This is a genomic window from Natroniella acetigena (assembly GCF_023227745.1).
GTDB classification, from domain to species: domain Bacteria; phylum Bacillota; class Halanaerobiia; order Halobacteroidales; family Halobacteroidaceae; genus Natroniella; species Natroniella acetigena.
Genome location: NZ_JALKBX010000009.1, coordinates 46,422 through 64,210, shown reverse-complemented (window position 1 = coordinate 64,210; position 17,789 = coordinate 46,422). Strand labels below are relative to the sequence as shown.

The 17,789-nt window shown below is 36.7% G+C and carries 12 protein-coding genes; 1 reads left to right on the top strand and 11 read right to left on the bottom strand.

Going from position 1 to position 17,789, the window contains the following annotated elements; all coding sequences use genetic code 11:
• Positions 1 to 155 precede the first annotated feature (155 nt).
• Positions 156 to 3,935, bottom strand: coding sequence for a phosphoribosylformylglycinamidine synthase (locus tag MWH25_RS03875; RefSeq protein ID WP_248626049.1), 3,780 nt, complete (start codon positions 3,933 to 3,935; stop codon positions 156 to 158).
• Positions 3,936 to 4,119: 184 nt separating this feature from the next.
• On the opposite strand from MWH25_RS03875, the gene MWH25_RS03870 reads away from it, so the two are divergent.
• The gene (locus MWH25_RS03870; protein WP_248626047.1) at positions 4,120 to 5,004 is read left to right on the top strand and encodes a LysR family transcriptional regulator; all 885 of its coding nucleotides are present in this window, start codon (positions 4,120 to 4,122) and stop codon (positions 5,002 to 5,004) included.
• Positions 5,005 to 5,058: 54 nt separating this feature from the next.
• Here MWH25_RS03870 and aspA read toward each other — a convergent pair whose 3' ends face one another.
• The 10 genes from aspA to purD all read right to left on the bottom strand — a co-directional run bounded on the left by aspA (position 5,059) and on the right by purD (position 17,741).
• The gene (gene aspA, locus MWH25_RS03865; RefSeq protein ID WP_248626045.1) at positions 5,059 to 6,474 is read right to left on the bottom strand and encodes an aspartate ammonia-lyase; all 1,416 of its coding nucleotides are present in this window, start codon (positions 6,472 to 6,474) and stop codon (positions 5,059 to 5,061) included.
• Between the two features lie 327 nt (positions 6,475 to 6,801).
• Entirely contained in the window at positions 6,802 to 8,373 is a 1,572-nt protein-coding gene (purH, locus tag MWH25_RS03860; protein WP_248626043.1) for a bifunctional phosphoribosylaminoimidazolecarboxamide formyltransferase/IMP cyclohydrolase, read from the bottom strand.
• A gap of 194 nt (positions 8,374 to 8,567) precedes the next feature.
• Entirely contained in the window at positions 8,568 to 9,173 is a 606-nt protein-coding gene (purN, locus tag MWH25_RS03855; protein WP_248626037.1) for a phosphoribosylglycinamide formyltransferase, read from the bottom strand.
• Between the two features lie 244 nt (positions 9,174 to 9,417).
• Complete coding sequence (purM, locus tag MWH25_RS03850) at positions 9,418 to 10,455, bottom strand: phosphoribosylformylglycinamidine cyclo-ligase (protein ID WP_248626035.1); 1,038 nt, start codon at positions 10,453 to 10,455, stop codon at positions 9,418 to 9,420.
• Between the two features lie 115 nt (positions 10,456 to 10,570).
• Positions 10,571 to 12,001, bottom strand: a complete 1,431-nt coding sequence (gene purF / locus MWH25_RS03845; RefSeq protein ID WP_248626033.1) for an amidophosphoribosyltransferase — start codon at positions 11,999 to 12,001, stop codon at positions 10,571 to 10,573.
• A gap of 180 nt (positions 12,002 to 12,181) precedes the next feature.
• Positions 12,182 to 12,889, bottom strand: coding sequence for a phosphoribosylaminoimidazolesuccinocarboxamide synthase (gene purC, locus MWH25_RS03840; RefSeq protein ID WP_248626031.1), 708 nt, complete (start codon positions 12,887 to 12,889; stop codon positions 12,182 to 12,184).
• 3 nt (positions 12,890 to 12,892) lie between these two features.
• Positions 12,893 to 14,290, bottom strand: coding sequence for a lyase family protein (locus MWH25_RS03835; RefSeq protein ID WP_248626028.1), 1,398 nt, complete (start codon positions 14,288 to 14,290; stop codon positions 12,893 to 12,895).
• A 73-nt stretch (positions 14,291 to 14,363) separates the two neighbouring features.
• Positions 14,364 to 14,879, bottom strand: a complete 516-nt coding sequence (gene purE / locus MWH25_RS03830; protein ID WP_248626026.1) for a 5-(carboxyamino)imidazole ribonucleotide mutase — start codon at positions 14,877 to 14,879, stop codon at positions 14,364 to 14,366.
• Between the two features lie 212 nt (positions 14,880 to 15,091).
• On the bottom strand, positions 15,092 to 16,252 hold the full coding sequence (locus MWH25_RS03825; RefSeq protein WP_248626024.1) for a 5-(carboxyamino)imidazole ribonucleotide synthase: 1,161 nt from the start codon (positions 16,250 to 16,252) through the stop codon (positions 15,092 to 15,094).
• A gap of 205 nt (positions 16,253 to 16,457) precedes the next feature.
• Positions 16,458 to 17,741: a phosphoribosylamine--glycine ligase gene (gene purD, locus MWH25_RS03820; protein ID WP_248626022.1), complete on the bottom strand. Its 1,284-nt coding sequence runs from the start codon at positions 17,739 to 17,741 to the stop codon at positions 16,458 to 16,460.
• Positions 17,742 to 17,789: the final 48 nt, after the last annotated feature.

Below are 17,789 nucleotides of genomic sequence, written 5' to 3'. Positions count from 1 at the left end.
TTTAGTTATTGTAGATTGTCTTCACAATACTAGGCGATACTTTTCATATCGCAACAGATCACACCATAATTGTAATAAAATTTCACTTTGCACGTAAAAAAGAACCCCTTGCGGGGTTCAATGTTTAAACTGTATACAGCTTTGTAAACAACAGTTTATTTCTTAAAATAATCTACTCCGGCTTTAAATAGCTGTTGTTCTTGCTCACCGATTATATTTTTAGCAACATTGCTTCCAATCCGCTCTGAATGTGCCATCTTACCTAAGATACGCCCATCAGGACTTGTAATTCCTTCTATAGCGGCTACTGAACCATTAGGATTGAAAGCTATATCAGATGTTGGATTACCATCTAAATCTACATATTGGGTTGCTACTTGACCGTTTTTAAACAACCTGTTTACCATTTCTTCACTTGCTACAAAACGCCCTTCTCCATGTGAAGCAGGGATTGTATGAATATCCCCTGTGTTTACATTAGTAAACCATGGTGATTTATTCGATACAATTCTTGTATTTACCATACATGATGCATGGCGCCCTATTTTGTTATAAGTCAATGTTGGGGCATCCTCTGTCAACTCTCTGATCTCTCCATAAGGTACTAAACCTAATTTAATTAAGGCTTGAAAACCATTACAAATCCCGATCATTAATCCATCTCGTTTGTTTAATAGATTCATGACTGCTTCCTTGATCTTAGGATTTCTAAATACCGTTGCTATAAACTTACCTGCTCCTTCCGGCTCATCTCCAGCACTGAATCCTCCTACTAATGAGATTATTTGAGAGGTGTTGATCGCTTCTACCATAGCATCAATCGATTCCTCAATCTGATGGGGCACTAAGTTCTTAAAGATCAATGTCTCCACATCTGCTCCTGCTGCTTTAAACTTCTCTGCTGTATCATATTCACAGTTCGTTCCTGGGAAGACAGGGATCAACACCTTCGGTTTGGCTACTTTTTCTTTACAGACATAAAGATCATCTTCTTCACAAGGCTTAAAATCAAAAGTCTCTTCCTGTTGATCTACTTTAGTACGATAAATCTTCTCTAGAGGCTTCTCCCAAGTCTCGATTGCTTCATCAATAGCTAGCTCCATCTTATCTAGCTTGATAAGTTCTTCTGCAGTCGTTGTACCCAATGCTTTATAGTTTACTCCTTTAAACAATTCTTCTAACTCTGCTTCTACTTTTACTTCTAAAACAAGCGAACCATAATTCGGGCCAAACAATAATTCATCTTCTACTTGCTCCTCAAATCTTATCCCAATCTTGTTTCCAAAGGACATCTTAGTTACTGCTTCTGCTATTCCACCTACTGTTACTGCTTGAGCTGATAAGACTAACCCCTCTTTGATCAAGTTGTTTACCCTTTGATAAGTCAGCTTCAACTGCTCAAAATCAGGTATTTCAGCTTCATCCTTTTCTGGGAAGACATATACAATCTGACTATCAAACTTTTTGAATTCTGGTGAAATTACATTGTTTACGTCAACAGTGTCTACAGCAAAAGATACTAATGTAGGTGGAACATCAATATCATTAAATGTTCCTGACATACTATCCTTACCACCTATAGCAGGTAATCCAAACTCTTGCTGAGCATAAAAAGCACCTAATAGTGCACTGAAAGGCTTACCCCATCTTTCATAATCTTGATTTAATCTTTCAAAGTATTCTTGGAAGGTAAACCTTATCTTTTCATAGCTTCCTCCAACTGCTACTACCTTAGCTACCGACTCAACTACTGCATACAATGCTCCATGGAATGGACTCCAGGTCGCCAACTTTGAATTGTAACCATGGCTCATGATCGTACCCGTTGTTGTATCCCCATCTAAAACAGGTATCTTAGCTACCATACTCTGGGTTGGTGTAAGTTGATACTTTCCACCATAAGGCATCAGTACACTCCCTGCTCCTATAGAGCTATCAAACTTTTCTACTAATCCTTTCTGGCTACAGACATTTATATCAGATAGATTTTCTAACCACTTTTCTTTCAAGTCTGCATCTTGTGATAACCTCTTTTGAGGTGCTGTCTTGAAGTAATTTTCTTCTTGTTGTGGCTCTTTAACTATTACTTTTGTACTCTGACTTGCTCCATTAGTAGCCAAAAATTCCCTACTTAGATTTACTATATCATTCCCATTCCAGTTCATAATCAATCTACCATGATCTTTTACCTCGGCTACTACTGTTGCTTCCAAATTCTCTGTCCCTGATAGTTCAATAAACCTCTCTACATCTTCCCTATCAACTACTACTGCCATCCGTTCTTGAGACTCAGAGATTGCTAACTCTGTGCCATCCAATCCTTCATATTTTTTAGGTACTACATCTAAGTCAATCTCTAATGCATCAGCAAGTTCACCGATTGCTACTGATACTCCTCCAGCACCGAAATCATTAGATTTCTTGATCAACGTACTTACCTTAGGATCTCTAAATAAGCGTTGGATCTTTCTTTCTGTCGGTGGATTACCTTTTTGTACTTCTGCACCACATTCTTCGATAGATTCTTCAGTATGTGCTTTTGATGAACCTGTAGCACCACCACAACCATCACGCCCTGTCTTGCCACCTACTAATATGATTACATCTCCTGGTTCAGCATCTCCTCTAACTACATTTTCCCTAGGTGCTGCTGCAACCACTGCTCCAATCTCCATATGCTTAGCTAAAAATCTTTCATCATAGATCTCTTCTACTTGCCCTGTTGCTAGTCCTATCTGATTTCCATAGGAACTATATCCATCAGAAGCTTCTTGAGCAATCTTCTTTTGTGGTAATTTACCAGGAATGGTCTCCTCAATTGGTGTTCTAGGATCTCCACTTCCTGTGATTCGCATTGCTTGATAGACATAAGAACGTCCTGATAAAGGATCACGAATAGCTCCACCTAAACAAGTTGCTGCTCCACCAAACGGTTCAATCTCTGTTGGATGGTTATGGGTCTCATTCTTAAACATGACTAGCCATTCTTCTTCTTCACCATCAACATCTACAGGTACAATAATACTAGAAGCATTTACCTCATCAGATTCTTCTAGATCCTCCAGTTTACCCGCTTTTTTCAATTCCTTCATTCCCATTAATGCTATATCCATTAAACAGATATCTTTCTCATCAGATAAATATACCTTTTCTCGAGCTGTTAGATATCTCTGGTAAGCAGTCTCAACTGGTTTAGTATACTTACCTTCTTCGATCTTGACATCCTCTATCTTAGTAAAGAATGTTGTATGGCGACAGTGATCGGACCAATAAGTATCCAAGACCCTTATTTCTGTAATTGTAGGATCTCTTCTCTCTTCCTCCCTAAAATATCGTTGCGTATGAAGTACATCTTCTTTACTCATCGCTAATCCTAGCTCTTCTAATAACTCCTCTAGTCCTGCTTCATCTAATTCAATAAATTCCTCTATAAGATCAACCTCTTCAGGTACTTCATATTCCATTTCTAAGCTATCTGGCTTGGCTAGCTCTGCCTCTCGTGAATCGACAGGATTGATATAATAATCTTTTATTTTTTCTAACTTATCTGTGCTTATATCTCCTTGTAGGACAATTATTCTCGCTGCTCTAACAGTTGGTCTCTCCTCAGCATTCAAAATCTGCATACACTGCTCAGCTGAGTCTGCTCGTTGATCATATTGGCCCGGTAAATACTCAACTCCAAAAGCTATCTCATCTTCTGCTAACTCTAACTCTTCCTCAAACAACTTATCGACTGGTGGTTCTGATAGAATTGTATCACAAGCCTGGCAATATCCTTCTTCAGACATACCAGCTATATCGTAGCGATTAACTATCCTTAAATCTTCTAATCCTTCTAACTGTAAAGTTTCTTTGAAATCTTTTAATAACTGCTTAGCTTCTACATTATAACCATCTTTCTTCTCTACATAGACCCTTCTGATCTGTGACATTTTTGGCCCCCTCATTTTTAAATTGACAATTTACAATGAACAATTTACAATTGGATCTTTAATTATCAATTATAAATTCTCAACTATCAATTGTCAATCAGCTATTTTATATTTTAATTATACCGTGATATAATTAAGTAGTAAAATTAATAATACTTATGCTATTGATTAGGAGTGGTTATTAATGAATATCAATTACGAACTCTATAAAGTTTTTTATTATGTAGCACAGCATTTAAACTTTTCTCAAGCTGCTAATGAACTCTTTATCTCTCAATCGGCCGTCAGCCAATCAATTAAATCCTTAGAAGAGGAGTTGAATACTACCCTGTTTATCAGAACAACTAAACAAGTTACCTTGACTAAAGAAGGTGAGATCTTATTTAAACATATTGAGCCTGCCTTTAATCTAATCAAAAATGGTGAGCAAAATATTCAAGAAATTAATTCATTTGATAAAGGTGAAATTCATATAGGGGCCAACGATACCATCTGTAAATACTTTTTATTACCTTACTTAAAGAAGTTCCATCAACTTTATCCCCAGATCCATATTCAGATTACTAACCGAACTTCTAGCAAATGTGTCGAGTTATTAAAGCAGGGTAAGGTTGATCTGATCATCAGTAATCTACCTAATAAAGAAGTTACTGACTTTATGGAAGTCAATCAAGTCTATACCTTTAGTGATATCCTGATCAGTGGAGATAAATACAAACAACTTAAGGAGAAAAAAATTTCTCTACATCATTTAAGTGATTATCCCCTATTAATGCTAGAAAAGAAGACGACTACTAGAAAATTCTTTGAAGAGTTAATCAGTCAATTAAGCATTGATCTGCAACCTGAAGTGGAATTAGGTAGTGTAGACTTATTAGTTGAGATGGCTAGGATAGGACTGGGGATCTCCTTTGTACCTGATTACTGCTTTCAAGATACTGAAACAGGGTTATTTAAAGTCAACTTAGTAGAAGAACTCCCCAAAAGAAATTTAGCTATTATAACCAATAAAAAGATTCCTTTTTCTTTAGCCAGCAAGAAATTTATACAATTAATGCTTAAAATGTAAAAGTGTTGTTTTTATAAAATAAAAACAACACTTTTACAACGGAAAATAATCACCTTATTCCTCTTTTTCTAACAATTTTTCACCTGAAATCCCTGGCTCAGTCATTTCATAAGGATCTAATATTTTTGATAATTTTTCTTCATCTAAGATTCCTTCTTCTAAAGCTATTTCTTTAACTGATTTTTTCTCTTTTAGAGCTCTTTTAGCTATCTCACTAGCTTTAGTGTAACCTATATGAGGATTAATAGCTGTAATAATACCAATACTTTGCTCAACTGATTTCTCACATACTTCTCGATTGGCAGTTATTCCTTTAATACACTTTTCAGCAAATAATTCACAGGTGTTTGTAAGCATCCCTATAGATTGTAATAGGTTAAATACTACAACTGGAAGCATTACATTTAATTCTAACTGTCCTGCTTCTACAGCCAAACTAATAGTCTGGTCATTACCTAAAACCTGAAAAGCTACTTGATTAACTGCTTCTGGCATAACAGGATTTACTTTACCAGGCATAATAGATGAACCGGGTTGTACTGCTGGTAGATTAATCTCATTTAATCCTGACCGTGGACCAGAGCTTAACAGACGTAAGTCATTAGCTATCTTAGATAAAGCAGTAGCTAAAGTTTTTAATCTTCCTGATATTTCAACAAAGGTATCTGTATTTTGAGTAGCATCAATTAAGTTTACAGCTGATTTTAAATTTAGACCTGTAATCTTTCTTAATTCTTTAACAGTTAATCTAATATATTCAGGATCAGCATTTAAACCTGTTCCTACAGCTGTCCCTCCTAAATTAATCTCTTTTTCTTCTTCTAAGGTTTGTCTTATTCTCTCTACATTTCTATCAATTAATTCTCTATAAGCTCCAAATTCTTGACCTAATCTAATTGGAACTGCATCTTGCAATTGAGTTCTTCCCATTTTAATTACATCATCAAATTCTTCTTCTTTCTCCTTAAATCTCTGTCGCAATAATGTAAGTGATTCATTTAATTTTTCTATTTCTTTAATAGTAGCTATCTTTATTGCTGTTGGTATTACATCATTAGTTGATTGAGCCATATTTACATCAGTATTAGGATGAACGTGTTCATAATCCCCTTTATTATGACCCAAAATCTCTAATGCCCTATTAGCAATCACCTCATTTACATTCATATTAGTGGAAGTCCCTGCCCCACCTTGAATTTCATCTACAATAATTTGTTCATAAAATTTTCCATCCATCAATTCAGTTGCTGCCTGAATAATTGCTTTCCCCTTCTTTCTATCAAGATAACCTAAACTTAAATTAGCTTTAGCAGCAGCCATCTTAACCATAGCAATAGCTTTAATTAATTTTTTATTAACTGGAATACATGTTATTCTAAAATTTTCAGCAGCTCTCATACTTTGCACTCCATAATACGCATCATCATCAATTTCCATCTCTCCTATAAAATCTTTTTCAATTCTTACCATTATAATACCCTCCTTTAACTTTTAATTATTATTTTATTTTTTAGTATTTGTTAATATCTTGCTCAATCTTATCTCCACTCCCTCTATTCTATTAAATAAAAACTATAATTCAAAAGAATATCTTGAAAATCTTCTTAGATCAAATATAAGAATTTACTATATTAATTAAATTTTATGTTATTTATATAATTTCAGATACTATAAATTAAAATCCTGCATCATAGCATCATAATGTACGGCATTCTTTTGCCAGCCAAATATATTTAAAAGGTGTTAGCAAAATTTTGCTAACACCTTAACTAAATTGTAATATTAAATTATTTATCTTTAATGTTTAAAATGTCTACGTCCCGTAAACACCATAGCAATTCCATGTTCATTAGCAGCAGCGATTACCTCTTCATCTCTCATTGAACCACCAGGCTGAATAATTGCTTTAATCCCTTTCTTAGCTGCTTGTTCGATAGCATCAGGGAACGGGAAGAAAGCATCAGAGGCAACAACTCCCCCCTCTTGTCGTCCATCTGCTTTCCGAGCAGCTATAATCATCGCATCAATTCGGCTCATCTGTCCTGCCCCAACACCGACTATCATTCCATCTTTGCCCATTACAATAGCATTAGAGTTAACATGTTTAACTACCTTCCAGCTAAAGATTAAATCCTTCAGCTGCTGAGCTGTAGGTTCAACCTCAGTCACAACCTCTAACTCATCTTCTTTAAGTTCGACAATATCACGATCTTGTACTAGTAAACCTCCAGTCACCTTCTTTAAATCATAACCTGGCTGTTTACGATTTATACTCAATGGGCCAGTCTCCAGCAAACGAACATTGTCCCATCTCTCCTTTAAAATTTCTAAAGCTTCTTCACTAAAGCTAGGAGCAATCACAACCTCAACGAACTTATCCTCTCCTGCTATCTCTTGAGCTACATCTGCACTAACATCTTGATTTAAAGCTACAATACTACCAAAAGCAGAAGTAGGATCTCCAGCATGAGCCTTCTGATAAGCCTGTGCCAAATCATCTGCTACTGCCATCCCACAAGGATTAGCATGCTTAATCACTGCTACTGCAGCTTGCTCTGTAAACTCTTTAACCAACTCCAAAGCTCCATTGGTATCATTAATATTATTAAAGGATAATGCTTTCCCATGTAATTGCTTAGCTGTTGTTACTGATGGTTCATTTAACTTCTGCTCTTGATAAAAGGCAGCTTGTTGATGAGGGTTCTCTCCATACCTTAAATCTGCCTTCTTAGTATATTTATCTTGGATAATTGCTGGTAGACTTTCTTCATCTTCTGTAACAATGTTAGCTAAATAATCTTGAATTAAATGATCATACTCAGCTGTATGTTTAAAAGCTTTATACGCTAGCTTTAGTCTTCTTTCTTCAGTTAAAGCGGTATCATTAGCTTCAAGCTCTACTAAAATACTATCATAATCACTAGTGTCAACAACGACTGCTACATCTTGATTATTCTTAGCAGCAGAGCGGATCATCGTTGGCCCGCCAATATCTATATTCTCAATTGCTTCTTTTAATGTTACATTATCTTGAGCAATCGTTTCTGCAAAAGGATAAAGATTACAAACAACTAGATCAATTGGCTTAATTCCCTGCTCCTTTAATTCACTCAGATGCCCTTCATTCTCTCTAACTGCTAAGATCCCACCATGAACAGCAGGATGTAAAGTCTTAACCCGTCCATCCATCATTTCTGGATAATCGGTCACTTGACTGATCCCAACTACCGGTAGACCTGCTTCCTTTAACTTCCGAGCTGTCCCACCTGTCGAGATTAACGTCACCCCTAACTTATGTAAACCCTTAGCAAAATCAACAATCCCTTCTTTATTGGAAACACTGAGTAGTGCTTGACGGATTTTTGTCATCTCGATCACTCTCCTTTTATTGATATAAAGTTTCACTTTATATCAATAGTTTATAGTTGATAATTGATAGTAGATAGTTAGAAAACTCTAAAACATTAAAATTATATTATCTCTTAGTTATAAAGTCTTTAAAAGGGTTAGATTTTGAATTTTAACTCTCAATTTTAAACTATCAATTATCAATTGAAGTTACGCTATTTTGCAATTCTAACTCTTCCATCTTCAATTTCTAACTTACCTTCTGCATACAGCTTAATCGCTGCTGGATAAATCCTATGCTCTTCTTCTAAGATCCTATTAGCTAAACTCTCTTCCGTATCATCTTCCTTAACTGGTACTGCTGCTTGTAAAATGATTGGCCCTGTATCCATGCCCTGGTCAACAAAATGAACCGTACAGCCACTGACCTTGACCCCATAATCTAAAGCCTGCTGTTGAGCATGCAATCCTTTAAAAGCAGGCAGTAAAGATGGATGAATATTCATAATTCTACCCTGATAATGCTCAATAAAATAAGGACTCATTAACTTCATAAAACCAGCTAAGATCACCAACTCTACATCATTTCTCTCTAAATCATCAATAATAGCTTGCTCAAAATCTTGATTATTATTATAATCTTCCGGGCCAACATACTGAGCTTCAATCTGATGCTTAGCTGCCCGCTCTAAAGCTTGAGCATCCTCATTATCACTGATCACAACCTCAATCTCAACTGACAGCTCACCAGCTTCAACAGCATCGATAATCGACTGTAAATTACTCCCTCGCCCTGAAGCTAACACACCTAGCTTTAACATCTTGCCACCTCGCCATTCTAGTTGACAGTTTACAATGTACAATGTACAATTTACAATTAAAAATCAAAGAAATTTATAAATTCAAAAACTCTCCGTGAGCCACTGATAACTTACTGCTTAAAAATTGTAATTTCCTACTAGCGGCTCTTCACTGCTCTTAATTAATATCAATTTGTGTAATAATTTGACTTTAAGATTTTGACCTTTAACTATCAATTATCAATTGATTTTTAACTGTACACTGTCAACTGTTAACTGTAAACTGTACTTTGTTCTCCCCTGCCTTAACTTCTCCAATCAAATAAGCCGCTTCACCTAATTTTTGAGCAGTTTTAATCACTTCTTCTGCTTCTTCTTCTGGTACTACCAAGACCATTCCTATCCCCATATTAAAGGTACGATACATCTCTTTTTCTTCGATCGCCCCTAATTCCTGCATCAGATTAAAGACTGGCTGTACTTCCCAACTATCTTGGTTGATTACTGCCTTAGTCTCATCTGGTAAGATTCGTGGTAGATTCTCGATTAATCCTCCACCAGTAATATGGGCAACCCCTTTAATTTGATACTCTTCTAGCAACTTCAAAACTGGCTTGACATAGATTCGAGTCGGCTTTAATAACTCTTCACCTAGCGTAGTTCCTAATTCATCAATCTGATCATTGACCCCATACCCTGCCTTTTCAAAGAAAACCTTTCGCACTAAAGAATAACCATTACTATGGATTCCATTCGAGCCTAAACCGATGATTTGATCGCCTGGTTTAATCTCATCTCCAGTGATAATTTTATCTTTATCAACAATTCCTACTACAAATCCTGCCAAATCATACTCTCCAGCTTGATAAAAATCCGGCATCTCAGCAGTCTCTCCACCGATCAACGCAGCCTCAGACTGCTTACAACCAGCGGTAATCCCTTTCACTATCTCAGCTACATGATCAGGATCTAACTTTCCAGTTGCTAAGTAATCTAAGAAGAACAATGGTCTAGCACCTTGGGCCAAGATATCATTAACACACATTGCTACTAAATCAATTCCAACTGTATTATGTTCTTCCATCATAAATGCTACTTTAAGCTTAGTTCCAACTCCATCCGTTCCTGAAACCAAGACCGGCTGTTGATAATCAGTCAAATCTGGAGCAAATAAAGCCCCAAAACCACCCAACCCAGTTAACACCTCAGGGCCAAAGGTCGCTTGCACATCATCCTTTAACTTAGCTACTGCTTTATCTCCTGCTTCAATATCAACACCTGCATCTTTATAAGATAGTCCCATCTTAATCCCCCCAAAAAAACCATTTAATAGTTAATATTTAATATTGAATAACTAAAGAGCAAAAACTAAAAAGATAAAATTTTCATCTTTTCTGGTTTTAACTATTAAATATTCATTATTCAATATTCAATGCTTTATTCAACCCTGAACCCAACTCTAGTGGATACTCTCCATCAAGACAAGCCGTACAGAAACCATATCCATTAGCCTTAATCGACTTAGCCAATCCTTCTTGACTTAGATAACCTAAAGAATCAGCTCCAATGTGCTTGCAGATCTCTTCGATACTATTATTAGCAGCAATCAACTCCTGACGCCGTGAAGTATCCAATCCATAAAAACAAGGATGGGTCACTGGTGGAGAAGAAATAGCCACATGAATCTCTTTGGCCCCTGCTGCTTTAACAGCTTTAATAATCAATTTACTTGTTGTCCCCCTAACAATTGAATCATCAACCAAAACAACCTTCTTACCTTTAATAATATCTTTGATTGGATTTAATTTGATCTTGACCTTTAAATTTCTGATCTCTTGGGTCGCTTGGATAAAGGTTCGACCAACATACTTATTTCTTAAAATCCCTTGTTCATAAGAAACCCCTGACTCTTCAGCAAAACCTAAAGCAGCTGGAATTCCAGAACTGGGAACAGGAATCACTAAGTCAGCTTCAACTTCCATCTCCTTAGCCAACTGTCGTCCCATCTCTCGACGGGCCAAATGGACATTCTGCCCTCCAATCACACTATCTGGTCGAGCAAAATAGATAAATTCAAAGACACAAAAGTTATTTAGCTCTCGCTCCCAATAATAGATACTATTAATCCCATTTTCATTGATAATTACCATCTCTCCTGGATTAACCTCTCTGACTAGCTTAGCTCCAATAATATCAAAAGCACAGCTCTCTGAAGCAACGACATAACTATCTCCCAACTTACCTATAGCTAGTGGTCGAAAACCATGAGGGTCTCTAGCTGCTATTAAACTATCTTCAGTCATTGCAACAATACTATATGCTCCTCTAATCTGTTGTAAACTATGAGTAAATGCTTCTATAATATCATCCTTAAATGAACGAGCTACCAGATGAGCTATTACCTCTGTATCAAGAGTTGAATGAAAGATAGAGCCTTGTTGTTCTAAGTTGGCCCTCATCTCAGCACTATTGACCAAATTACCATTGTGAGCAATAGCAAGATCTCCTTTGATTGAGTTGATCAATAATGGTTGAGCATTAGCCAATAAACTAGAGCCTGTTGTTGAATAACGGACATGACCAATTGCCATCTCTCCAACCAACTTTGCTAACCTCTCTTCATCAAAGACATTAGTAACTAAGCCCATATCTTTATAATTTCTAAATTTACCGTTATGATTAACACAGATCCCTGCACTCTCTTGACCACGATGCTGTAAAGCATGAAGCCCTAAGTAGGTTAAGTTAGATACATCTACTTCTTTATTAGCATAAATTCCAAAAACACCACATTCCTCTTCCATCTTGTCAGTCAAATCTTTATTATGGAGTGAATAATCCTTTTTCATCTCTTCCTCCCCTTTACTTAAAATATCAATTGATAGTTTACAATTGACAATTGACAGTTAAAGATCTTAAATACTTAAAATTTAAAAATCTTAAAGAGCTTAACTATAATTTTTAACATTGTTTTTGTTCTTGAAGTTCTAACTATTCATTATTCAATATTATCTATTCATTGATTTTTATTAACCGCTAATTCTCTCTAAAATCTCATGGTAAGCCGCTTCTACCTCTCCTAAATTACGTCGGAACCGATCCTTATCCAACTTCTTTTTAGTCTCACTATCCCAGAACCGACAAGTATCTGGAGAGATTTCATCAGCTAAATAAATCTGATCATTCTTATCTTTCCCAAACTCTAACTTGAAATCTATCAGATCAATCCCTCGTTCTGCTAAAAATCCGCTTAAAATCTGGTTAATCTTTAAAGCCAACTCTTCAACCTCTGCTATCTCTTCTGCAGTTGCCAATTGTTGAGCATAAATATGATAACGATTAATTAATGGATCACCTAACTGATCATCCTTATAATAAAACTCTAAGACTGGTTGATTTAATTCAACCCCTTCTTCTAAACCTAACCGCTCAGCCAAACTACCTGTTGCTATATTCCTGACTACAACCTCTACTAAAATAATATCTAATTTCTTAACTAATACCTCAGTTTCAGTCAACTCTTTAACCAAATGGGTTGGAATACCATTCTCTTCTAACAACTCAAAAAAGATGGTTGAGATTTTAGCATTCAACCTACCTTTTTCTAAAATTTGACCCTTTTTCTCCCCATTAAAAGCAGTAGCATCATCTTTATACTCTACAATTACCTGATCCTGCTCAGCAGTACTATAAACCCTTTTAGCTTTTCCCTCGTACAACATCTCTTTTTTTTCCATCTTTTAACCCCCAAATCCTAATCTTTCTTCCCAATAAGCAACGACCTGTTCCGTCTTTTTAGCAGAAATTCCTGTATACTTCTCTGGATTAATCAGTAACTCCTTTTGTTTCTCAGATAGCTCTTCCCAATATGATTCTAATTCAGGCTCAGTTTGAATCAACTCTCTTAATGGTTGCTCTTTTTGTTGTGCTTCTAAGGTCAATTTTCTAACTGCTTCATGAGCATCAGGATGACCTAGTGAAGCTAACAGGATATAAAGTGGTTCTGCTACTACCATCTCTTTATTCTGTGCAAAATTTTTCTCCAAATTATCATAATCAACCACTAACTTCTTACAAACCCTAATCAATCGATTAGTTGCCGATAATAAACCGACTATTATTTCAGGAATAAAACGGCTTGAAGCTGAATTGGTCAAATCACGCTGATGTTCAGATAACTGATCTTGATAAACTGTAACCATCCGTGGCATAAACTGCTTCCACAAACTCTTTACATTTTCATAGTTAATCGGATTTCTCTTATGAGGCATCGTTGAAGAACCAACCTGATCTTTAGCAAAATGTTCTCCTACCTCTCCAATCTCCGAACGTTGTAAATGGCGCATATCATCACTAAAGCTGGCTAAAACTCCAAAACAAGAGGTCAAAGCATGGACAAAGTCAGCTATATACTCTGGTTCAACAATCTGAGTCGAATGAGTACCAGCCTCCATCCCTAACTCTGCTAAGACATCACTTTCAAACTTTTCTGGATCAGCAAAGAATAGGTGACTGGCATTATAGGCCCCAACTGCTCCAGCAATCTTTCCTTTTAACTGTTGACCGGTCTTGTTAACTACTTCAATTCGATTCCCCAACCTGCTGACATACTCAGCAACCGCAAAACCAAAAGTAATCGGTACTGCATGTTGACCATGAGTTCTACCAACTTGAATCGTCTCCTTCTCCCGCATAGCAATCTCCATCAGTACCTCTTCTAACTCCAATAAAGTAGGTACAATCAATTCTGCCATACACTCTTTATAGCGTAATGAGTTAGCAGTATCAACTATATCAAAAGAGGTCGTTGTAAAATGAACATATGGCTTTGCTTTCTCACTAACCTTTCGTTGTAGGCAATTAACCAAAGCCCGAATATTATGCTTCGTCTTCTTCTCTTCTTGATAAACTTCTTGAGGAGTTATCTGCTCAGCAGCATCTACTAGCTCTTGAGCAACTTCACTACTACAGATCCCATTCTTAGCTAAGGCTTTAACTAAAGCTACTTCTACTGCTGCTTGATAATCTATTTTGGCCCATTCCGATAAAAACTTACCATATTCCTTAAACTCCTCTTCTCGTAAGGAATAACGATGATCTAATGGACTTATATTCTCAAAAATATCACGTATGGTCATTACTATATCCACTCCTCTGCCTCAATTTTACAATGATTTTAGTATTTTTAATTATTAAATATTAAATGTATTTCTAGTTCTGTTCTAAATAATCTTGATACCCTAATTCTTCAACTTCTGCTGCTGTCTTTTCCACTTTAGCTCTTAGATTTTCCTTATACTCCTCTAACTGCTGACTGATTTTTTGCTCTGCTACCCCTAAAATCTGCAATGCCAATAAACCAGCATTCTTGGCCCCATTAATAGCTACCGTAGCTACAGGAACCCCTCCTGGCATCTGAACGATTGAATGTAAAGAGTCAACACCATTTAGAGTAGAAGTCTTAACTGGTACCCCAATAACTGGAACTGTAGTGATCGAAGCTACCATCCCTGGTAAGTGAGCTGCTCCCCCTGCTCCAGCAATAATCACATCTACCCCTTTCTCTTTAGCTTCCTTAGCATAGTTGTATAACCGTTCAGGTGTTCGGTGAGCAGATACAACAGTCAACTCATAGTCAACTTCAAATTGATCTAAGATCTTTGCTGCTTCTTTCATCACCGGTAAATCTGAATCACTTCCCATAATAATTCCTACAGTTGGCTCCATTTTAATTCCTCCCTATTTATATCAGTGTACAGTTTACGGTTGCCAGTTGACAGTAAAAACCAAAGGCAAAAATAATAAAAAACTAACTCAAATTTTGAATTATAATTTATTTGCTTTTAAAGGCTCTTGATTTTGAACTTTAACTGTAAACTGTTCACTGTAAACCGTCAACTTTTTATGACTATCCACTATCAATTATCAACTATACACTGTTATTTCCCTCTAACTTGAATCAAACCCTCAGCTTTACTCGCCCGTTCAGCTGCTTGTTCTATATCATCTGCCATCACAGTAAGATGCCCCATCTTCCGTTCATAATAAGACTCTCGTTTACCATAAATATGAACTTTAGTCTCTGGAATTCTTAAAGCTTCTTCAATTCCATCAACTGCTGTTTGACCTTCTTGCTTGCCTCCTAGTAAATTCCGCATCACTATCGGTCGCAATAAAGTCGTTGGCCCTAATGGCAAACCTGTAACTGCTCGAATATGCTGTTCAAATTGAGAGGTAATACAACCTTCAATACTATAATGTCCTGAGTTATGAGGACGAGGTGCTATCTCATTAATTAATACTTCTCCGTTTTCAGTCGTAAACATCTCAATACAAAAGATACCAACCCCTGTAAAGACATCTATTACCTGCCGGGCCAACTCTACTGCTCGCTCCTTTACTTGCTCTGTAATTTGAGCAGGAACTTTAGTCTCGATTAAGATGCTATTTTGATGCTCATTCTCCGCAATTGGATAAACTACTCTCTTACCAGCAATATCACGACAGATAATCACAGATATTTCTTTAGTAAACGAAACAAATCGTTCTGCCATCAATGATCGCTGACCTGCTCCTAATTCCTGATAAGCTGACTCAACTTCAGCTTCTTCACTGATCAAAGCATTACCTTTCCCATCATAACCACCAATACAGCTTTTTAACATTATAGGATAATCAAGTTGACTAGCTACCTCTTTAATCTCTTCTACTGTACTGACCTTCTTAAACTCAGGTGCTGGAATATCTGCTGCCATTAACTTTTTTTTCTGCTGATATTTATCTTGAATAACTTCTAAACTGGTTGGTGTCGGATAAATCTGATAACCTTGTTCTTCTAATTGCTTTAAAATCTCAACATTAATATGCTCAAACTCATAAGTTACAACATCTGACTTATCAGCTAACTGCTTAATTGCTTGCTGGTCATCAAATTGAGCAACAATCTGCTGATCAGCAATACTACTAGCAGGACAATCAGAACTAGGGTCTAAGATAATAACTTCAAAGTCCATCTTCTTCGCTTCTAGAATCATCATCTTCCCTAGTTGACCCCCACCAATAATTCCAACCCTTTTATTTGTAATTTCTTCCTGACTCATAATAACACCTCGATTTCATAAAGTTTACAGTTTACGATTTACAATTGACAGTTAAAAATCTAAATTCAAAATCACTCTAGACCTATAATTCTAAAGCTTTTTATGGGTTTAAAGCTTTTAAGATTTTAAACTTATCCTTCGGTTCTTTGAACCCTTCGTGATGAAAAAATCCGCTCTTAGATTTTTTCTATTCACTGTAAACTGTTCACTGTTCACTGTCAACTCTTTTCAAAGCTTTTTGCCCAATATCAGTTCGATAATGAGCTCCAGCAAAATCTATTCTTTCCACCACTTGATAAGCCTGCTCAATTGTAGCTTGATAATCATTACCTACAGCAGTAATTCCTAATACTCTACCTCCTGCTGTGACTAACTTCCCTTCTTCTGTAGCTGTTCCTGCTTGAAAGACAATCGCCTGCTCATCTGTTATCTGCTCCAACCCTGTTATCTCTTTACCCGTTTCATATTCAACTGGATAGCCTCCAGATGCCATAACTACACAAACAGCCTTCTGTTTACGCCAGTTTACTTCTATCTCCTCTAGTTTACCAGCAATCACTGCTTCTGCTATCTCGACTAGATCAGTCTGGAGTAATGGTAATACAACCTGAGCTTCAGGATCACCAAAGCGAACATTATACTCTAATACCTTAGCTTCACCTTCTTTAATCATTAACCCTGTATACAAAACACCTTTAAAGGTAATCCCCTCTTGCTGTAAAGCCTCAATTGTAGGCTTTAAAATATTTTCGTAAACATCGTTTAACAGCTCTTTTGTAGCTACTGGTGCTGGAGCATAAGCGCCCATTCCTCCAGTGTTTGGCCCTTGATCACCATCATAAGCCTGTTTATGATCCTGAGAAGCTACCATCGGAACTATCTCTTCCCCATCAGTAAAGGCCAATACTGTAGCTTCTTCCCCAGTCAAAAATTCCTCAATAACAACCTGTGCTCCTGCCTGACCAAATCTCTGATCAACCATAATCTTCTTTACTGCTTCAATTGCTTCAGCCTCAGTTTCAGCTACTATTACCCCTTTGCCTGCAGCTAAACCCTCTGCCTTAACTACAATTGGTGCTCCCTCTTGTTTTATGTATTCAATTGCTGCTTCTGCATCACTGAAACTTTGATATTTAGCTGTTGGAATCTCATACTTCTCCATTAGATCCTTAGAAAAGACCTTACTACCTTCTAATTGTGCCGCTTTTTGATTCGGGCCAAAGATCTGTAAACCTTCTTCCTCAAAGCGATCGACAACCCCTGCCACTAATGGAGCTTCTGGCCCTACAAAGGTCAGATCAATCTCTTCCTCTAAAGCAAAGTTTAATAACCCTTCAATATCATTACTATCAAGGTCTACATTAGTAGCCAACTCAGCTGTTCCAGCATTACCTGGTGCTACAAATAGCTCTGTTACCTGTTTACTCTGCTTTAATTTCCAAACTAGAGTATGTTCTCTCCCTCCACTGCCAATCACTAATATCTTCATCAAACCCCACCTTTCTCAAATTAGTTTACACTATATCCGGAATAATAT